22 protein-coding genes and 1 pseudogene are annotated in these 15,529 nt (G+C 39.6%); 2 read left to right on the plus strand and 21 right to left on the minus strand.

The window, feature by feature from the left end; genetic code table 11:
- Nucleotides 1-14: 14 nt before the first annotated feature.
- From D8862_RS05195 to D8862_RS05290, 21 genes and pseudogenes are all read right to left on the minus strand, one after another.
- The gene (locus D8862_RS05195; protein WP_125449065.1) at nt 15-698 is read right to left on the minus strand and encodes a hypothetical protein; all 684 of its coding nucleotides are present in this window, start codon (nt 696-698) and stop codon (nt 15-17) included.
- Between the two features lie 273 nt (nt 699-971).
- A complete protein-coding gene (locus D8862_RS05200; RefSeq protein WP_125449067.1) occupies nt 972-1,745 on the minus strand; it encodes an NUDIX domain-containing protein in 774 nt (257 codons plus the stop codon).
- 1 nt (nt 1,746) lies between these two features.
- A complete protein-coding gene (gene pnuC / locus D8862_RS05205) occupies nt 1,747-2,526 on the minus strand; it encodes a nicotinamide riboside transporter PnuC (RefSeq protein ID WP_125449069.1) in 780 nt (259 codons plus the stop codon).
- 8 nt (nt 2,527-2,534) lie between these two features.
- Nucleotides 2,535-3,593: an AAA family ATPase gene (locus D8862_RS05210; protein ID WP_125449071.1), complete on the minus strand. Its 1,059-nt coding sequence runs from the start codon at nt 3,591-3,593 to the stop codon at nt 2,535-2,537.
- A gap of 145 nt (nt 3,594-3,738) precedes the next feature.
- A complete protein-coding gene (locus D8862_RS05215) occupies nt 3,739-6,171 on the minus strand; it encodes an ATP-dependent Clp protease ATP-binding subunit (RefSeq protein WP_125449073.1) in 2,433 nt (810 codons plus the stop codon).
- Nucleotide 6,172: 1 nt separating this feature from the next.
- Nucleotides 6,173-6,631, minus strand: a complete 459-nt coding sequence (locus tag D8862_RS05220) for a CtsR family transcriptional regulator (RefSeq protein ID WP_084945648.1) — start codon at nt 6,629-6,631, stop codon at nt 6,173-6,175.
- 465 nt (nt 6,632-7,096) lie between these two features.
- The gene (locus D8862_RS09690) at nt 7,097-7,441 is read right to left on the minus strand and encodes an ArpU family phage packaging/lysis transcriptional regulator (protein ID WP_260467904.1); all 345 of its coding nucleotides are present in this window, start codon (nt 7,439-7,441) and stop codon (nt 7,097-7,099) included.
- A 15-nt stretch (nt 7,442-7,456) separates the two neighbouring features.
- On the minus strand, nt 7,457-7,744 hold the full coding sequence (locus tag D8862_RS05230) for a DUF7675 family protein (RefSeq protein WP_125449075.1): 288 nt from the start codon (nt 7,742-7,744) through the stop codon (nt 7,457-7,459).
- Between the two features lie 49 nt (nt 7,745-7,793).
- Nucleotides 7,794-7,991, minus strand: a complete 198-nt coding sequence (locus tag D8862_RS05235; protein ID WP_125449077.1) for a hypothetical protein — start codon at nt 7,989-7,991, stop codon at nt 7,794-7,796.
- A 271-nt stretch (nt 7,992-8,262) separates the two neighbouring features.
- Nucleotides 8,263-8,607: a hypothetical protein gene (locus D8862_RS05240; RefSeq protein WP_125449079.1), complete on the minus strand. Its 345-nt coding sequence runs from the start codon at nt 8,605-8,607 to the stop codon at nt 8,263-8,265.
- Nucleotides 8,608-9,183 (minus strand): hypothetical protein, encoded by a 576-nt coding sequence (locus D8862_RS05245; RefSeq protein WP_125449081.1) that lies wholly within the window; start codon nt 9,181-9,183, stop codon nt 8,608-8,610.
- Between the two features lie 606 nt (nt 9,184-9,789).
- Entirely contained in the window at nt 9,790-11,244 is a 1,455-nt protein-coding gene (locus D8862_RS05250; protein ID WP_125449083.1) for a virulence-associated E family protein, read from the minus strand.
- Nucleotides 11,237-11,752, minus strand: coding sequence for a hypothetical protein (locus D8862_RS05255; RefSeq protein ID WP_125449085.1), 516 nt, complete (start codon nt 11,750-11,752; stop codon nt 11,237-11,239). Before D8862_RS05255 ends, D8862_RS05250 begins: the two co-directional genes overlap by 8 nt.
- Nucleotides 11,743-12,012 carry a hypothetical protein gene (locus D8862_RS05260; protein ID WP_060956277.1) on the minus strand — a complete coding sequence of 90 codons (270 nt, stop codon included), beginning with the start codon at nt 12,010-12,012 and terminating at the stop codon, nt 11,743-11,745. The genes D8862_RS05255 and D8862_RS05260 overlap by 10 nt, the downstream gene beginning before the upstream one ends.
- A 1-nt stretch (nt 12,013) precedes the next feature.
- A complete protein-coding gene (locus D8862_RS05265) occupies nt 12,014-12,223 on the minus strand; it encodes a hypothetical protein (RefSeq protein ID WP_125449087.1) in 210 nt (69 codons plus the stop codon).
- Nucleotide 12,224: 1 nt separating this feature from the next.
- A pseudogene (locus D8862_RS09695) lies at nt 12,225-12,424 on the minus strand (hypothetical protein).
- On the minus strand, nt 12,421-12,873 hold the full coding sequence (locus D8862_RS05275; protein ID WP_125449089.1) for a hypothetical protein: 453 nt from the start codon (nt 12,871-12,873) through the stop codon (nt 12,421-12,423). The pseudogene D8862_RS09695 and the gene D8862_RS05275 overlap by 4 nt, the downstream one beginning before the upstream one ends.
- Nucleotides 12,874-13,076: 203 nt before the next feature.
- A complete protein-coding gene (locus D8862_RS09600; protein WP_185760838.1) occupies nt 13,077-13,226 on the minus strand; it encodes a hypothetical protein in 150 nt (49 codons plus the stop codon).
- Nucleotides 13,227-13,228: 2 nt separating this feature from the next.
- Nucleotides 13,229-13,609 carry a hypothetical protein gene (locus D8862_RS05280; RefSeq protein ID WP_260467905.1) on the minus strand — a complete coding sequence of 127 codons (381 nt, stop codon included), beginning with the start codon at nt 13,607-13,609 and terminating at the stop codon, nt 13,229-13,231.
- A gap of 156 nt (nt 13,610-13,765) precedes the next feature.
- On the minus strand, nt 13,766-14,020 hold the full coding sequence (locus tag D8862_RS05285) for a hypothetical protein (protein WP_125449093.1): 255 nt from the start codon (nt 14,018-14,020) through the stop codon (nt 13,766-13,768).
- Nucleotides 14,021-14,275: 255 nt separating this feature from the next.
- Nucleotides 14,276-14,461: a hypothetical protein gene (locus D8862_RS05290; protein WP_000909283.1), complete on the minus strand. Its 186-nt coding sequence runs from the start codon at nt 14,459-14,461 to the stop codon at nt 14,276-14,278.
- 150 nt (nt 14,462-14,611) lie between these two features.
- Between D8862_RS05290 and D8862_RS05295 the strand changes: the two genes are divergently transcribed.
- Entirely contained in the window at nt 14,612-15,190 is a 579-nt protein-coding gene (locus tag D8862_RS05295) for a helix-turn-helix domain-containing protein (RefSeq protein WP_125449095.1), read from the plus strand.
- A 5-nt stretch (nt 15,191-15,195) separates the two neighbouring features.
- The gene (locus tag D8862_RS05300; protein ID WP_096408682.1) at nt 15,196-15,465 is read left to right on the plus strand and encodes a DUF4177 domain-containing protein; all 270 of its coding nucleotides are present in this window, start codon (nt 15,196-15,198) and stop codon (nt 15,463-15,465) included.
- Nucleotides 15,466-15,529 lie beyond the last annotated feature (64 nt).

Below are 15,529 nucleotides of genomic sequence, written 5' to 3' on the forward strand. Positions count from 1 at the left end.
AACACAAAATTTTATTATTGAATCAAGGCAACGCTTGAAACTTTACCATCCGCACCTGTTGTAATTTGGATGATTTTTCCTCCTCCGATTTTAGCATTATACTTGCCATCATCAAGAGTGTAAGAGTAGCCTCTAATAGAGTAGTTTTCTTTATTTCCTTCTGCAGTTTCTACTGTAAATTGGCCCCCTGATGAAACCGTAATAGTTTCGCCATTCGCTCCCTTCCAGTTGCCTGCAGCTGCTGAGAAATCACCATCGACCATGGTTAAAACACCCTTGTAGCGTTTGTTGTGTTCTGCTTGCTTGTCTTGAAGTTTGCGGTCAGTTGTTGGATCATAGCCTGACTGGTTAGACTGGGCTTGAGAGCCTTGCTGAGTTGAAGGTGCCTGAGATGGAGCTTGCTGACTAGGGGCTGCTTGTTCTTGTCTTGATTCAGGCGCTGGTTTCGCTTGTGACTGATCCGCCGCTGTAGAAGACTGACCAGAAGATGCCTGGGCCTTTTCAGATGAAGCTGAGCTTGAAGATTTTTGAGTCTTGCTTTCTTTGTTAGAAGAAGCTGCTTTAGAACTTGATGATTGGCTTGTCTTGGCAGAGCTGCTGGTTTGAGTGGTTTCGTTTTTATTTCCACAAGCTCCCAGTAGCAAGGTAGAAGCCAACACAGTCGCTGCCATCAATTTGATATAGGTTTTCTTTTTCATCTTTCCACTCCTTTGTAACACTTTTGAAATATTAAGAAATCTTTTTGTAATGTAATTGTAACATTAGGCCTTGAATCTGTCAACTATTTAGAGAACCTATTTTAAAAATTGTTCCCTCCACTATTTCAATTCGTAATCGAAACGAAAAAATAGAAAATTTTTTAGATTAGAGTCCTATTTTTTGCATCGCTCTTGTGTAATTCTAAGAAAGATAGCCATTCATAAAAATGATGATAAATAAAGAGGTCGGGAACTTTGTCCCGGCCTCACTTTTTATTTCAATCGATAGGTTTTTCTTGGTTTCTTTTTGGGTACTCGTTTGAGTCCGACTTCTTCTACATATTCGCCGTATTTTACGAGAAAGTTATTGCTGACGATTGGTCGACCAGGGTTGATGAGATTGACCAGTTCGGTTCCTTCATAGACAGTGAACTCCTCCTCCAGCAGATAAAGGAAGGTTGGGTTCCAGTCGAGACGGCCTTGGATTCGTTTGATGGATTCTTGGATAATGGCATAATGGTCAAAAGCGAAGGCTTGCTCCTCCAGCTCGACCCCCTCTAGGAAACATTTGCCTGTCTGAAAATCGACATCTACGAAAACGACATCCTTGGCATCGTCACCTGCCCGAACGAGGTCTAAGGCACGACTAGGTAGGTACACTAAGTGGGCAATGGTCACTGTCCAGCCCCGTGGATCACGACCGGGGGTCGATACGGTCATCAATTGCTCGATTTTCTCCAAAGGTAGATCGAGATTGACTTCTTCTCTCACTTCGCGCTGACAGGCATGTGCAGCATCTTCTCCCTTGTCCATAAAGCCTCCAACTAAGGCTAAACAGTTTTGATAAGGGTGAGCCTTGCGACGGATTAGCAAGAGTTTGATTTTTCCTTCGACAAAGCAGTAGGCTACCATATCCACTGTCACGCTTGGTTTTTCATATTGAGGGAGTTCCTGCTTGTAGTACCAGTCTAAAAACTCCTCCTGACTGGCATGGATTTCATAATATTCTTTTTCCGTCATCCCGGCTGGAATCATCGTATCTGCCATCTTATGCCTCCTTTCGAACTGCCTTAGTCCATTGGTACCACCCCACTAGACTGTTGAGTGTGTAAACCCAGTACATCCCTTGGATGTGGATATTTTCACCCCACCAGAGATAAATACTAAAGAGATTGGTTGCAATCCAGAAAATCCATTGCTCACGGTAGAGACGTGTCATCAAGAGCTGACCAACACCATTGGTCGCATCAGTAACACTATCACGGAAAGGGCGAGCGCTATTGATACTTTGGTAAGCCAAGCCCATACCAATCCATATAATGGCAGTCAAGGCCAAGTACTTGAACCAGTCAAGAACAGATAATTTCTTAGCTTCAAAGTGGGATTCTTCTGGTTTACCTTGGTCATTGATACGATTGGACAACCAAGCATAGAGACCAATCGGCTGCATGACAAAGAAGTAAACGGTCGTCAAAACTTCGCCATAAAAAGTCGCATTCATGGCCAAGATCAAGTAGATAGCCGAGTTAATAGCCCCAAAGAGATAATTGCTCGCACGCCCTTCTGCTACCAAGATAACACAGACAATCCCAGTCCAAGATGCAAACAAGCTCAGCCAGTCATGACTTTCCGTATTTTGAGTGAATTCCAAGATCAAAGGAACACTTGACAGAGCGATGAGGTATAACCACTGGACAAGGCTACGGCCGACAAAAAGATCTTTCCAGAGCAGGCGCATGATCCCTGCAAAACCGATCTTGCGGGCTTCAGCATGGACATTTTTAAAGTTTTCGATAAATTGTGTGATTTTTTCAGTTAGCTTTTTCATAATTTCTCCTAATCTGCTTGGTAAATGGCATCAATAGCCACTTTTGCTGCTTCATAATTGCCTAGATAATCCTCAGCTAGATAAACTAAAGGAATGGTCGTTAAGTATCTCTCCCTCATCTGGTCCAAATGCTGGGAAAAACTGTAGCGAATGTGGTCTTCTGCCATGGTCATATCTCTAAACCCGTCATTAACATAGGAACCCACAGGCTGCACAAAGAGAATCAAGTCCCATTTTTCCTTAGCCAAGATAGAGGCAAAGAGATTGTCAAAGGTTTCCCCTGATAAGTCTCCTTGGTCCTCAGTCTCCATGTAATAGTCATAGTAACCCTTGGTTACCAAGGAGTTGGTATCGGCTATCACTAGGCCTCGATTGGCATTGCTATCGATTAGTTTTGAGGTCTGGTCATACTGTCCCAACAGGAGATAGTAGTAATCCTTTGGAGTCAATTCATCGTCGCGGACATTGTTTTTGATCTGGTACTCACGCGCATACTCCAGACTGACGGGCGCATCGTAATACCTTGCCAAATCCTTGGCTAGAGTGGTCTTCCCATTGCTGGCACTTCCCATAATCAACACTTTCTTGGTAAACTGACGGCGGAAGAGTTGAGCGATGTATTTCCAATATTTGCTTGGATTTTCTCGAATCATAGTCGCTGAGATACCAAACTTTCTTTCTTGCAAGACGGTGCCAAATCCACGTTTAGCTAGTTCTTGCTGGTATTCTTCTTCTCCCACAAAGAAAGTCAAATCTTGCTGGGTTTCATCATAGGAAATCTCCGCTAACATCTGGTCCAACCACTCCTGCCAGCCCATAGGGTAACGGGGAAGGTTGGTCTCATCCAGCTTGCAGACAGAGGTCAATTCGTCATCACGAAAAGCCTCTCGGATATAGCGAAATCGTTTTTGAAGACTTAAACCTACCTGCTCCCCTCTGTCTCCCTCGTAGCCTGAAACGACTACCCAGACCTGCTCACACTGACGCTTCGCTCGCTGGATCAGATCGATATGCCCTTGATGGAGAGGGGCAAAGGTCCCAAATACCACTGCTGTTTTCTTTTTCATAAACGTTTTACCTTTTTATAATTTTTGATATTTTTATTTTCTATGTTTTTATTATATACTATATTTTTGTTTTGTCAATAGTTTTTTATCGTTTTTTATAAAAAGATCCCAAAAAAGAATCAGGATTCCTCCTGATTCTCTATTTTTAAGCAATATCAAATTTTAATTGACCAGCTTTGACTCCTATCTTGAGGGTCTTGCCTGCTACCAGTTCTCCCTTGAGAAGGAGTTCTGCTAGCTTGTCTTCCACTTCTGTTTGCAGGGTTCTGCGAAGTGGACGGGCTCCCATTTCTGGATTGTAACCGTGACTAGCTAGCAACTTCAGGGCCGAAGCTTGCAGTTTCAAGTCGATGCCCTTCTCTGCTAGGCTAGCAATCAATGGTTTGACCATGATCTTGACAATTTCCTGCATATGTTCGCTATCCAAGCTATGGAAGACTACCTTTTCATCAATACGGTTGATAAACTCTGGTCGATAAGCTTTTTTCAACTCTTCAAAGATTCGTTTTTCCATATTCTCCTGGTCAAAACGAATGTCCTTCGCGCCAAAGCCGACAGTCTTGTCGTCACGAAGGGCTGTCGCACCAAGGTTTGACGTCATGATGATAATGGTATTTGAAAAATCCACCTTGCGTCCTTTGCTATCTGTCAAGACACCATCGTCCAAGACTTGCAAGAGAACATTAAAGATATCTGGGTGGGCCTTCTCTACCTCGTCAAAGAGAAGCACTGAGTATGGTTTGTTGCGAACCTTCTCCGTCAACTCCCCACCTTCTTCGTAGCCCACATAGCCCGGAGGGGCACCGTTGAGACGGCTAGCTGCAAATTTCTCCATATATTCACTCATATCAAAGCGGATAAGGGCTGATTCGTCATCAAAGAGAACTTCTGCCAGAGCCTTGGCCAATTCGGTCTTACCGACACCCGTTGGCCCTAGGAACATAAAGGAACCAATTGGACGCTTGTGACTGCGAATACCTGACTGATTGCGGCGAATCGCACGGCTAATACTTGAAACAGCTTGATCTTGGCCAATGACACGTTTGTGCAACTCCGCTTCCAAGTTCAGGTATTTCTTAGCATCTGTTTGCGTCAGCTTTTGGACTGGGATCCCTGACAAGCGGCTCAAGGTGGTTAAAATTTCAGATTCTGTCACCAAGTCTTTATAGACAGGCAATTCTTGTTCTTTTGCGATTAGCTGGCCTGCTTGTTTCCACTTGCCATCCATCAAGGCCTTGTCAGCTGGACTCAAGTCGGATTCGTCCATTCTCACATGCTTGGATTTGTTTTGCACAGTTGCTGCCGCCTCATCCAAGAGATCGATAGCAGAGTCTGGCAAGTGACGACTGGTCAAGTAACGATGGGCCATCTTAACAGCCGTTTCGACAGCTTCATCTGTGATTTGCACACGGTGGTGTTTCTCATAGGTAGCCTTCAAACCTTGCAAAATAGTCATGCTGTCAGCTAAACTTGGCTCTTCAATCGTCACTTTGGCAAAACGACGAGAAAGGGCTGCATCTTTTTCGATGTGTTTTTGATATTCTTCCTGAGTGGTGGCACCAACCGTTCTCAAAGTTCCACGAGCCAAGGCTGGCTTCAAGATATTGGCCGCATCCAGAGTCGAGTCAATACCGCTACCAGAACCCATGATGGTGTGGAGTTCGTCAATAAAGAGGATTACTTTGCCATCTTCCTCTATATCCTTGATGATATTGTTCATGCGCTCTTCAAAATCTCCACGGAAACGTGTCCCCGCAACAACATTCATCAAATCAAGCTCCAAAACGCGCATCTTGGCCATTTCAGCTGGTACATCCCCACTAGCAATACGCTGGGCAAGTCCAAGTGCTAAAGCTGTTTTCCCGACACCAGCATCCCCAACCAAGACAGGATTGTTCTTGGTCTTTCGACTCAAAATCTGAATCATACGTGAGATTTCCTTATCACGACCGATAACTGGCTCTAACTTGCCAGAGCGTGCTTGCTCCGTCAGGTCATGCGTGTAATCCTCTAAACCACCACTTTGAGCTTGAGGCATACCCATCATATTTGCCATGGAATTTTGCTTGTCAGATACAGTGCGATGGCGTTGACGCAAAGCCTTGAGGTCTTCTCTTGTCCAACCTGCACGTTCCTCTAAATTGCGACGAAGAGCAGCAATTCTGACCTGATCTTTCTGGTCTTCATAAGAAAATCCCGCTCTCTCCAAGATACGAGTTGCCAAGGCATTCCCATCATGCAAAATCGCATAGAGGACATGCTCTGTCCCTAGCACCTTTGCGTGGACCACTGAGGCCACATACTCTGCTTCTGCAAAGAGAACCTCCAAACGATGAGAAAAAGGCAATTCCGTAAAGGTTTCGTCTTGGCTATAGTCCGTTTCAGTCAGTTCCAACGCAACCTCTTCTAAACGGTCCATTTCATAAGGATAATCATTTAGAGTCGCACCTGCCACACTGTAACTGTGATTGGACATGGCAATCAATAAATGCCAAGACTCTAGATATCGAGCTCCAAAATGGCCAGCAACCATGTAGGCACTCTCGACACATTCATTCAATGCTTTTGAATAGTTCATCTTACTTCTCTTTTCTATCTACCTCTTGTAATAGCTGTCGGAGCATATTGGCACGGGCAACTGATGATTCTTCCCCTAGGACACGATCCGTTGCTACTGAAGTCAGCAAGGTCATCTCCTGCTTGGTCATCAAGTCCTGCTCCACCAAAAGCTGGAGAATATCTTCATAAATCTCCTGACTAACTCGCTCACCAATCGAGTAAAGCAAATCGCGGAGCATCTCATGATGATTGGAAAACTCAATCCGGCCTATGCGAATGTAGCCTCCGCCACCCCGCTTGCTCTCAACCAAGTAACCTCTGCTTTCAGTAAAACGTGTCTTGATGACATAGTTGATCTGACTTGGCACAACCTGAAAGGTATCCGCCAACTGACTCCGCTGCAATTCCACGATACCAGCTTGGTCTAAAATTGCCTTGATATAGGCTTCGATATGATCTGATGTATTTTTAAATCTCATAGTAAATCAAACTCCTTCTTTGAACCTTGACTATCTTTGACTATACTATCATTTAACACTCTATAAGTCAAATTTTTAGGGCTAAGCCCTTGAAAATACTGACTTTCTTTAAAAACATTTAGGCATTAAATCGCCTTAGTTTTTCTTGAAAGTTCCTAAAAAAGTCCACAAAAAAGAGCCCTAAAAAGGGCGTAATATTGACGAGTTCAGCAGGCAAGAAACTAGCACGGTCAAACGTGCTTTTTTATTACCTGGTAATATTATAGCATATTCTCACCAAATTTATATACTCTCAAAAATTTAAAAAAAGCGTAAACCCAACTCCCGCAAAAGAAAAAGGTAAACGCTAAGCATGGAAAGATAAACCTTCACATACTATTATTTTATCAAATATTAGTTGAAAATACAATTGTTCACAAAGCCCCTATATTCGTTTCTAAGGGCTTTTAATCTATTCTTAATATTTTACTTACGGTATGCCAACAGCGCCCCTTCTCGATAATTATGGGCAAAATCTAGTAAGATTTCACTTTTGAGACGATCATACTCTGTTTTATCAATATCCAGTAATCTATAGAGTTCTTTTAAAGTATGTTTTTGTTTTTGGGAAACAATAAATAAATTATAAAATATACCACGTTTCTTTTCGTCTAGGCCACTACTATAAGAGTCTATCATTTTGACCATCTCGGTAGCTTTAGTTTCAAATGCGCCTGGAGTATCTCTAAGATTGGCTAACTTCTTCAGCGACTTGTAACTTTTCAAAAAATGATATGCTCTTTTAGCTGTTTCGGTGTTGTCTACTTCCATTTCATACTACCTAACTCATTGAAAAAATTCTCTCCAGAAAGGATTTTCGCTATCAAAAATTCTAACTTCTTCTTCCGTCATATTGTGGGGATAATCAAGAAATAAGTTATAAATTTTTTGCTGATCAAAACTGAACAACAGCTCTCCTCTAACATCTATCTTATCAATCCACCAAATTTTTGATTCTTCATTATTTTTGTAAAAATCACTGTATCCTTCAAGATTAGACTCTGAAATAAGAACTTTATCCATTCCATCGGATGAACTTGTTTTATCGCATTCCATTAAGTCGTTATTTAACATTTTTCAAGCACTCTCTATAATCTATCAAAGCCACTACTTGACGTGTTTTCTAAATAATTTTTATTAACTTTATTTCAGATTCGTCAAACCCAACATATAGATGTTTATCCGTTGCTATTGTAATTTCATCATACAGTTCGTCTTCCGTATCAAGTTTCCCAGTATAGGTGTTACAATGTCCTTCAAGGATTTGACCATCAATAAAAGTAACTCTAATGTTTTTTCCTAAATATTGTTTTAAATTCATTATTAATTTCCTTTATTAGGTATCTAGTTCTATTATCTCTTTATTTGCTCTTCGTCTAATCCTATCGAACTCAATGTGTCCAGTTTCTTATTGTTTATTAGACAATTTCTGAACATCAACTGAATCATATAATTGCTCAGAATCTTCAACACCATTATACTTAAAATTCTGAAATTTCACTAATAATATGATGAGGTTTTGGCGCGAGAAAAAATGTACAGTGACGGCGTGAAGCTCGCGAGCGCCTAGTGGGAGGGGGATACCCCCCTATCTAGAATAAATCTTTTACCATCTGCTTCAGTATTTCATTTTCTTCCAATTCCTTTTTACTTTTTGTTCCGAATTTCTTATTAGCTTCTTCCTCTGCCTTGGCTGCTGCTTCATCTTTAGCTTGTGCTATTACTTTGGCCTTCTCATTCTCATTTTCCTCTGTATAGATCTGGCCAATTTTTGACAAAATTTTTTGCGTCTCTAATGCGATCTTTAAATCTTCTGGCAGTAGGGTTGTTTGCTCATGTAAGTATCTTCTAAATTCTATACCTTGTTGTTCATGTTTACGTTTAACTGCAGTTTCTAAATCTTCATACCATTGATATGGATTGTGTTCAGTAGTCATTTATTTCACCATCCTATTATATGTTTCTACAAATTTATTTAAAAGACAAGCAACGTTTTTCTTAGGTGTGTAGTCCAGCCCGTGATATCTCTGAACCAGCCCTCCCTGGTCGTCATACTTATAGGACTCGGTATTTTTACCTATGGCGTGCTCAAGCTTACTTAGTGCTTTGTTTGCATCTTCTACATTCCGAGTAAAGTTTTCTTTGAGTTTTTCAAACTCTGGGAAATACTTTGATATTTTATCTAAAATCTCTGCATTTACTGATTCAGCCGCTGCTGTGATGTCTTTAGCCAACTTATGATATTCTTCTTTACTAACTAGAGGGTTCTTTTGAAGTTTTTCTAGCTCCTCCTCCAGTAATTCCTTGGTATTTTCAGCAGTCCATAATTCCGTCTTAGCTTTATTGTATGCCTCAGCATCTACCTTCTTTTTAGCTTCTACTATATCTTGTTTAGCTTTTTCAATTGTTGGGACTATAGCTTCCAACTCCTCTTGACGTTTTTTAATTAATTTAGCATTATCATTTTCCATATTTTCCAATTCTTGAAAAATTTCTTTTACTGTACGTGTCATTCTCTTCTCCTTTTAGGTTTATTTCTTGCATTTTTTTAGTTTAATCTATATTTTTTGTCTCGTTTCTTATCCTTGGTTTTTCTAACATTTTCACCTCATTTTACTAATGTTATATTTAACATATCTTCTATTCTGTTAAATTCAAGCCGTTTTCTCAATCCCTTTTGTATCAAGGAGATAGGTCTATTTTGCATTTTTTAATTTACATTTTTTCATTATGTTAAATACACATGAATTTTATAGCTAAAATAACCTCCAAAAATCAAATCCAATCACTGAAAAATAATCAGTTTCAAAAAGGTAGTCATTTTTGAGTATCTAGTGACTACCACCTCCGCCTTACAGCCCCAAGGATTTACAAAAAGCGTAGTCAGGTAGTCACCTCGCTCCAAAAAAATAAATAATAAACGCCTTTAATCTATTTATTCTATATACTTTATAAATAATCTAAAATAACTACTTTTTAATATAAAAGTCAATAATATCAAGGGTTTAATAGGGTAGTCAGTAAAAACTTAAAAACTACCCTTTTTCTAAATCCTTTTTGTTTAAAGGCTCTAGCTCCCCCTAAAAGGTAGTCATTTTTTGAGTTGGTGACTACCCTAACTACCTTTTAGGTTTTGAGTAACCAGGCTTAACACTTTTTCCAAATTTTAAAGATCGTTTGTGTTCCCATCCCTCTTTATTTTGCATATACTTTTTAACCTTTGCTTTATCCTTTGGTGGTGCTTTGTCAGTTAGATAGACTTCTTGGAAAAATAGGTTTATAGTCATCTTGTCACGTTCTACCAATTCGCCATATTTATCTGTATCAAGCTCAACAGTTCCGCCTTTACTATTTCTAAAATAGCCCTCGTTCATCATGTCATAAATATAGTAATACCTGGTTCTATCTGTAACTGGGTAATGGTACATGTTTTTTGGAAAAGGTAAAGCCAAATAACGCTCCAAATCCTCAAGAGTTTCATCAGCAAATTTGTACCTACTTCTTACCTCATTTACCAGGTTCTCCTGCTCGTCTGTCAGCGTCAAATACTGATTAGACTTCCAAGCTACTACCATAGCGCCCCAAAAGGCTCTGCGGTCTTTTTCCGTCCACTTCCTGCCCTTATAAGTGGTATCCTTATGTACTTCAGCAACAAGAAAGCGCCTTTCCCCTGTTAAGTCGTTCAAATAATCATGATCATTAGTTGCCCTCACGATGATAAAACTCTTTGGTAGTCGTCTATCACTGGAAGCATAAGGCGGTCTATACTCTAGTTTGGTTTCGGTGATGAACTTCTTCAACTCTGAAAAACTAGCCTTTTTACTGGCCACCATTTCATCATCAAATACACACCAATTTCTAACCATTCTAGCCTTATCGTCTTTGTCTGTGAATGTCTCAACGGTTGTAAAATACTTGTGAGTGAATAGTCCCTCAAAAAATTGGGTTTTCCCTACTCCCTGCCTTCCAGTCAAGTCCAGCACAAAGTCAAACTTAATAGAGGGGTCAAATACCTTAGCAACCGCCCCACGAAAAAACAAGTCCATAATAATACGGTTATATTCATCATCTTTGATATTGAGATAATTCCTTAAAATAGCAAAAGGAACACGCTGATTCACTAACTCTCTATATTCGCTTTCACATGATTCCAGATAGTCTTTTAAAGGGTTATAGCTATGCTCACCAGCCACCACCTCCAAAATATCAGCGATATCCCCTTTTTTATAATCTATCTTGTACTTTGTAGCAATATAAGCCCTAATCTCTCTAATAACTAGGTCGTCAATGGTTCCGCTTAAAGTTCTACCGTTCAATTTTGTTGCTTTTGTCACGTCGATTTCATAAGTGAATGTATTGTACTGTATCGCCCCCTTCAGCTTGCTATCTCCACTTAAAATCTTCTTGAGATTGTCCAAGGTAACCGCAAAGCCTTTCCCTTTGGTTTTAGGTGTTAGATTCAGGCTATTGTGTTCCTCGTTGGTTTCCCTTACTTGGGTCAAGTTCACCACGGTAGGCGGTATTTGTTGCTGATTTTCTTCAATAATTTTATTTGCAATGTCATTGCTATTCAAAAGCCACCTCCTTATAGAATTTTGTTGCTACTTCGAGGAAATAACTGGCCAATTCTTTCCGTCTGACGATAGTAGAAAACAAATCCACTAACTGACTAAAACTGTAACCATTCACAAATAGCAAGCGGACTAGTGTAGCCGTCTCATATCTGGTATGGATTCCATTACAGATTAAGTCAAAAATCCACCCTTTCAGCTCCACGCCAAGCCCCTGCCGTTGCTCAGTCAACTTGTTTACTTCTAAATCCTTCAGGATCATTAGCAATTCAGGACTAGCCAAGGCGATTCCTAATGGTCTAGCTAGTTCCCAGCCTTCCCTATCACTCTTTTCGTCTCTGATAGCTACATATAAGCCTTTATAACGAAAATCCGTCATTCCCTCACCTATTGGCTCATAGTATACAAACTTATAGTGATTTCCATTCTTCCAAACTTGGGTAGGGGTAGACTTGAGAAAGGCAAATAATGCTAATTTGTCAGCTGATAAAATCAACTCAATCACTCGCATTCTTCCACTCCCAAGAACTTGAGAACTTCGGAAATTTTATAATAAGCCTTTCTAGTATCCTCAATTGGTGGAATATATTGCCGTAAGCCTGCATGTTCCCAACTACTCAGGGTTTTATCCCCTATATTTAACTCTTCCTTAAGTTCCGTTTTACTAATCAAATTCAACTTCTTTGGAGGAATTTTTTCATGGTTCTTTAGATACCGTTCCACTGATTCCAGAATATTCGACTTTAGATCCTCAATCATTTTTTCAAACATACTAGCACCCCCACGGTTTAATCCCTGCAAGCTGAATATATCGCCCGTAGCAAGGACTTAAATCCTCGCTAGGTGTTTCTTTCATCTGTCTATTTTCTCGCTCAATTTGGGCGCTTTTTTTGCAGTCTCGGTGGTTTAGGTAAATAAGAAAGCCAATCAGTACCACCACAAAGATAAGCGCCTGTGTATTGCTTAAATCTAGTTCATTCATGCTATGCCCTCGCTTTGTAATTCTTGATGTATAACTGTTGTATTTCATGTTCCATTTTTAGAAAGGCTTCCACTTCTTCTATGGATACTTTTTATTGATAAAATCAATGATAAACTGGAATAAATTCGGATTGTTTACCTTTAAATCAGCCATGAAGTTATCAAATTCTGTTTGTGTCATGTTTTTTATGTCTAGTTTCATTGCATTGCCTCTTCAAACTTCTCTACAAGACAATCCTTATCTACTTGCCGAGGCCCATTTTTAGAGTGAAAAAGGATATCCTTTAAGGTCATAGTAGCCTCTAAATACTCCTTTTCAGCATGTTCTATATACGCCTGTTGCTCTGTTACATTGTCAAAAAAATGCTTAGCTTGACGTTTAAAGAATGCTTGTCGCATAGCGTCCATCTCAAAAATACCAGGGTGGAAAAACATTCCAGTAGTGCTTTTAGAGACTGCTTTGATTTTATGACTCTCATTCAATTCAGGGAGTTCAATCCAGAGTAAACGATGTAAGTTTTCTTTGATAGCTTTTAATTGTCCTGATAAGAGCCCTATTCTCAAAAAATCATTGTTTTCGTCTGCTTGGTGTAATTCCATACTAATTCTATCCAAGCTTTTAGCGATAATATCGTATGTTGTTTCTGTCATAGTCTACTATTCCTTTTTCTTGCCTTTTCCTATACATGATTCCCACCACTCCAAACGCTGGGCGTTTGCCCCAAGTTGGCGGACGTATGTAGTGATGTTTCGTGGGCAATCACCCACATTTTCGCTAAACAAGTGCTTAGAATCACCGTGTCAGCACTCATTTTTCAAAACCTTTTCTAATTGCTTGCCTGCTCTTCGGTTTTTTAGTTTGTCTTCGTTTCGTTTTCAATTTGATCGCCTAATCTTTTCCAGGCTCTATCAAATTCTTCACGTTGGATTTCTTTACTATGTAATTGCCTTGCTAACTCCATACCTCTACGCATGAATCTAGCAAAGTGTGTTTTTGCTTCCATTCCTAACCCTCCATCATGTCATAAAGTAGGGCGTAGTATTTATCTGGAATCCTATCCAAGGCTTTCAGTCCGTCATGTTCTGCTTTTTGTCTAGTTTCTGCCTTAACCGTGCTATCAAAGGCGATAGAAAAGGCGTTTAACATAGCCTTGTATCGGTCTACACTCTTCAAATAGCGACCACGTTCCCCAAGTTCTTTGTCTTCCAGTTCTTCTTTTACAGTATCGTCCAAGAGTTCAAACTTAGTGTAAACTCCTTTTTCTACTTTGAAACCTAGTCGCTTATTTTGTCTGAGATTGTAAAGATTAACCTTGCAACTGTCTAGGTTACGGTAGCCTAACACTCCTGCGATTTCTTCTAAGTTTTTGCCCTCAAGTTCAGGCAATTTTTCAGCAATATCCTTGATGCTTTATGTTGTTTTCTCATTGTGTACCTTGTCTTTCTATGCTATAATCAAGGTATAGAAAAAATATCTATACCAATGTATTGTCGCTTGCTCTCCTCGACCAAAATTTGAGCAAGTGATTTTTTGTTGTCTTTTTCATGCTTTTTTCCCTTTACGGGGTTGATAAAGCAAGTCTTTGCTTTCTATCAGTTCCATGATCCAGCTGATTCCCTGTTCTACCGTCTCAAGAAATGCCCCCAGGTCTTCACTGTCTAAGTCCTCATAGTTCATACAAAGATACTCGGCTAGTTCTCTGTCTTTCTCAACTAGCTTTTTAAAATCCTTGAAATACTTGGGAATCGGAAAACCCTTGCTATTAGTAATTGTTTCAAATTCTATATTATTGTCCATTCTTAAAATTTCTACACTTAAATAATAAGTTTCCTTTCTGCTTTTTTGCTCATGCTTGCCACTTAAGACAGTACCATGTGAATTTACTAATTGAGATAGGAGACAAAACCGTTATAAATACTTGATACTGCCATAGGTAGCAAGCATCTTAATCTAGCGAATAGTTAGATAGTCTGATAAATCAATCTCCAGTGGTAAAGCACCATGCAAGAAATCTGTAAATATGAACTAAAATCGTGATTGGTTCGCTCCTTTCTAATAGTCTTCTGCAAGCCACTGCATGGCCTTTTGGTAAATGCTAGGCTTTACTTCGCCACCGTCTCGAATTTTTCGATAGGTAACTTGTGTAACTCCGATTTCCTCGCCTGCTTGCTTTGCAGTCAATTTCTTGTCTGCCTGCTTTCGGCGAATCGCTTTTGCTTGTGTTGAGGTAATAAGCAATGATATTTCTCCTTTCTTTTGCTAACAATTTGTTAGCTTAATTGTAGTATAGCGTATTTTTTGTTAGCTGTCAATAGTTAATTAATAAAAAGTGAATTTTTTGTTAGCTTTTTATTATTTTGTGATATAATTAAAAATGAGGTAATATACATGAACAGACTAAAAGAATTGAGACAAAAAAAAGGCGACACACAAGAGGACGTCGCTAAAGCTATGGGCGTGACCCGTAGAGGATACCAAAAATGGGAAAACGAAGAAAGTCAAATCAAACCAGAAAAAGCCAAACAACTTGCTGACTACTTTGAAGTAAGTGTTGGTTATTTGCTAGGCTACGAAGACAATTTCGACTATGTTTCTAAAAAGGTTATACAAGCATTTGACAAAGTTAAAGACCAGGCTTCAAGTCAAGGTATAACAAATTATGAAGATCTAGAAAGAATCGCTGAAGCCGATAGAATTATAAAAGAATTTTTGAAAGACTCTGATAAATTCAAAAGGTATCAGGAATCTTTTCCGCTAAAATTATCTTTGGCAATCCAAGAACTCATAGACCTAGATAACATTAAGCAAACTGACTACGCTAAATTACTTATAAATTATCAAGTATTGGAAAAATCAGACCAAATCAAAATTTTTGAAATTATAGATTCACTCGCAACAAAAACTACTGCATTGAATAAAGAAGTAGATGACGAAGACGAAATGTTTACTACAACTGATAAGGAGTAACCCCCATGGGATTTTTTGACACTGTAAAACAAGAAGGTAGTTTTTCTACTGCATCTGGAGCAAATGGACTACACTACGTTGTCCTCCAGGTAACTTTGAAAGAAAAGTTTTTCGGCACTGGATCAGGAAACCTCACAGAATTAGAAGATGTTATCAATAAACAAGCTTCAAAAGGTTATCGCCTGCATACCATCACAACCGCCAATGGTGGAAGCAAAGGACTAGGCGGTGGCGACCGTATCCAAGCCACAATGGTATTTGAAAAAATTCTATAAAACTCCCCCATATTCGCCAATAGCAACCCTCTTTCAAAGGTCTATTGTGCAAAAACAGGGGAAA

This window comes from Streptococcus oralis, assembly GCF_003942585.1.
GTDB lineage: Bacteria > Bacillota > Bacilli > Lactobacillales > Streptococcaceae > Streptococcus > Streptococcus oralis_BE.

Bases quoted from the DNA above. Each gene is read 5' to 3' on its own strand.
- D8862_RS05195 (WP_125449065.1), bottom strand. From the start codon at position 698: ATGAAAAAGAAAACCTATATCAAATTGATGGCAGCGACTGTGTTGGCT.
- D8862_RS05200 (WP_125449067.1), bottom strand. From the start codon at position 1,745: ATGGCAGATACGATGATTCCAGCCGGGATGACGGAAAAAGAATATTAT.
- pnuC (WP_125449069.1), bottom strand. From the start codon at position 2,526: ATGAAAAAGCTAACTGAAAAAATCACACAATTTATCGAAAACTTTAAA.
- D8862_RS05210 (WP_125449071.1), bottom strand. From the start codon at position 3,593: ATGAAAAAGAAAACAGCAGTGGTATTTGGGACCTTTGCCCCTCTCCAT.
- D8862_RS05215 (WP_125449073.1), bottom strand. From the start codon at position 6,171: ATGAACTATTCAAAAGCATTGAATGAATGTGTCGAGAGTGCCTACATG.
- D8862_RS05220 (WP_084945648.1), bottom strand. From the start codon at position 6,631: ATGAGATTTAAAAATACATCAGATCATATCGAAGCCTATATCAAGGCA.
- D8862_RS09690 (WP_260467904.1), bottom strand. From the start codon at position 7,441: ATGGAAGTAGACAACACCGAAACAGCTAAAAGAGCATATCATTTTTTG.
- D8862_RS05230 (WP_125449075.1), bottom strand. From the start codon at position 7,744: ATGTTAAATAACGACTTAATGGAATGCGATAAAACAAGTTCATCCGAT.
- D8862_RS05235 (WP_125449077.1), bottom strand. From the start codon at position 7,991: ATGAATTTAAAACAATATTTAGGAAAAAACATTAGAGTTACTTTTATT.
- D8862_RS05240 (WP_125449079.1), bottom strand. From the start codon at position 8,607: ATGACTACTGAACACAATCCATATCAATGGTATGAAGATTTAGAAACT.
- D8862_RS05245 (WP_125449081.1), bottom strand. From the start codon at position 9,183: ATGACACGTACAGTAAAAGAAATTTTTCAAGAATTGGAAAATATGGAA.
- D8862_RS05255 (WP_125449085.1), bottom strand. From the start codon at position 11,752: ATGCGAGTGATTGAGTTGATTTTATCAGCTGACAAATTAGCATTATTT.
- D8862_RS05260 (WP_060956277.1), bottom strand. From the start codon at position 12,012: ATGTTTGAAAAAATGATTGAGGATCTAAAGTCGAATATTCTGGAATCA.
- D8862_RS05265 (WP_125449087.1), bottom strand. From the start codon at position 12,223: ATGAATGAACTAGATTTAAGCAATACACAGGCGCTTATCTTTGTGGTG.
- D8862_RS05275 (WP_125449089.1), bottom strand. From the start codon at position 12,873: ATGACAGAAACAACATACGATATTATCGCTAAAAGCTTGGATAGAATT.
- D8862_RS09600 (WP_185760838.1), bottom strand. From the start codon at position 13,226: ATGGAAGCAAAAACACACTTTGCTAGATTCATGCGTAGAGGTATGGAG.
- D8862_RS05285 (WP_125449093.1), bottom strand. From the start codon at position 14,020: ATGGACAATAATATAGAATTTGAAACAATTACTAATAGCAAGGGTTTT.
- D8862_RS05295 (WP_125449095.1), top strand. From the start codon at position 14,612: ATGAACAGACTAAAAGAATTGAGACAAAAAAAAGGCGACACACAAGAG.
- D8862_RS05300 (WP_096408682.1), top strand. From the start codon at position 15,196: ATGGGATTTTTTGACACTGTAAAACAAGAAGGTAGTTTTTCTACTGCA.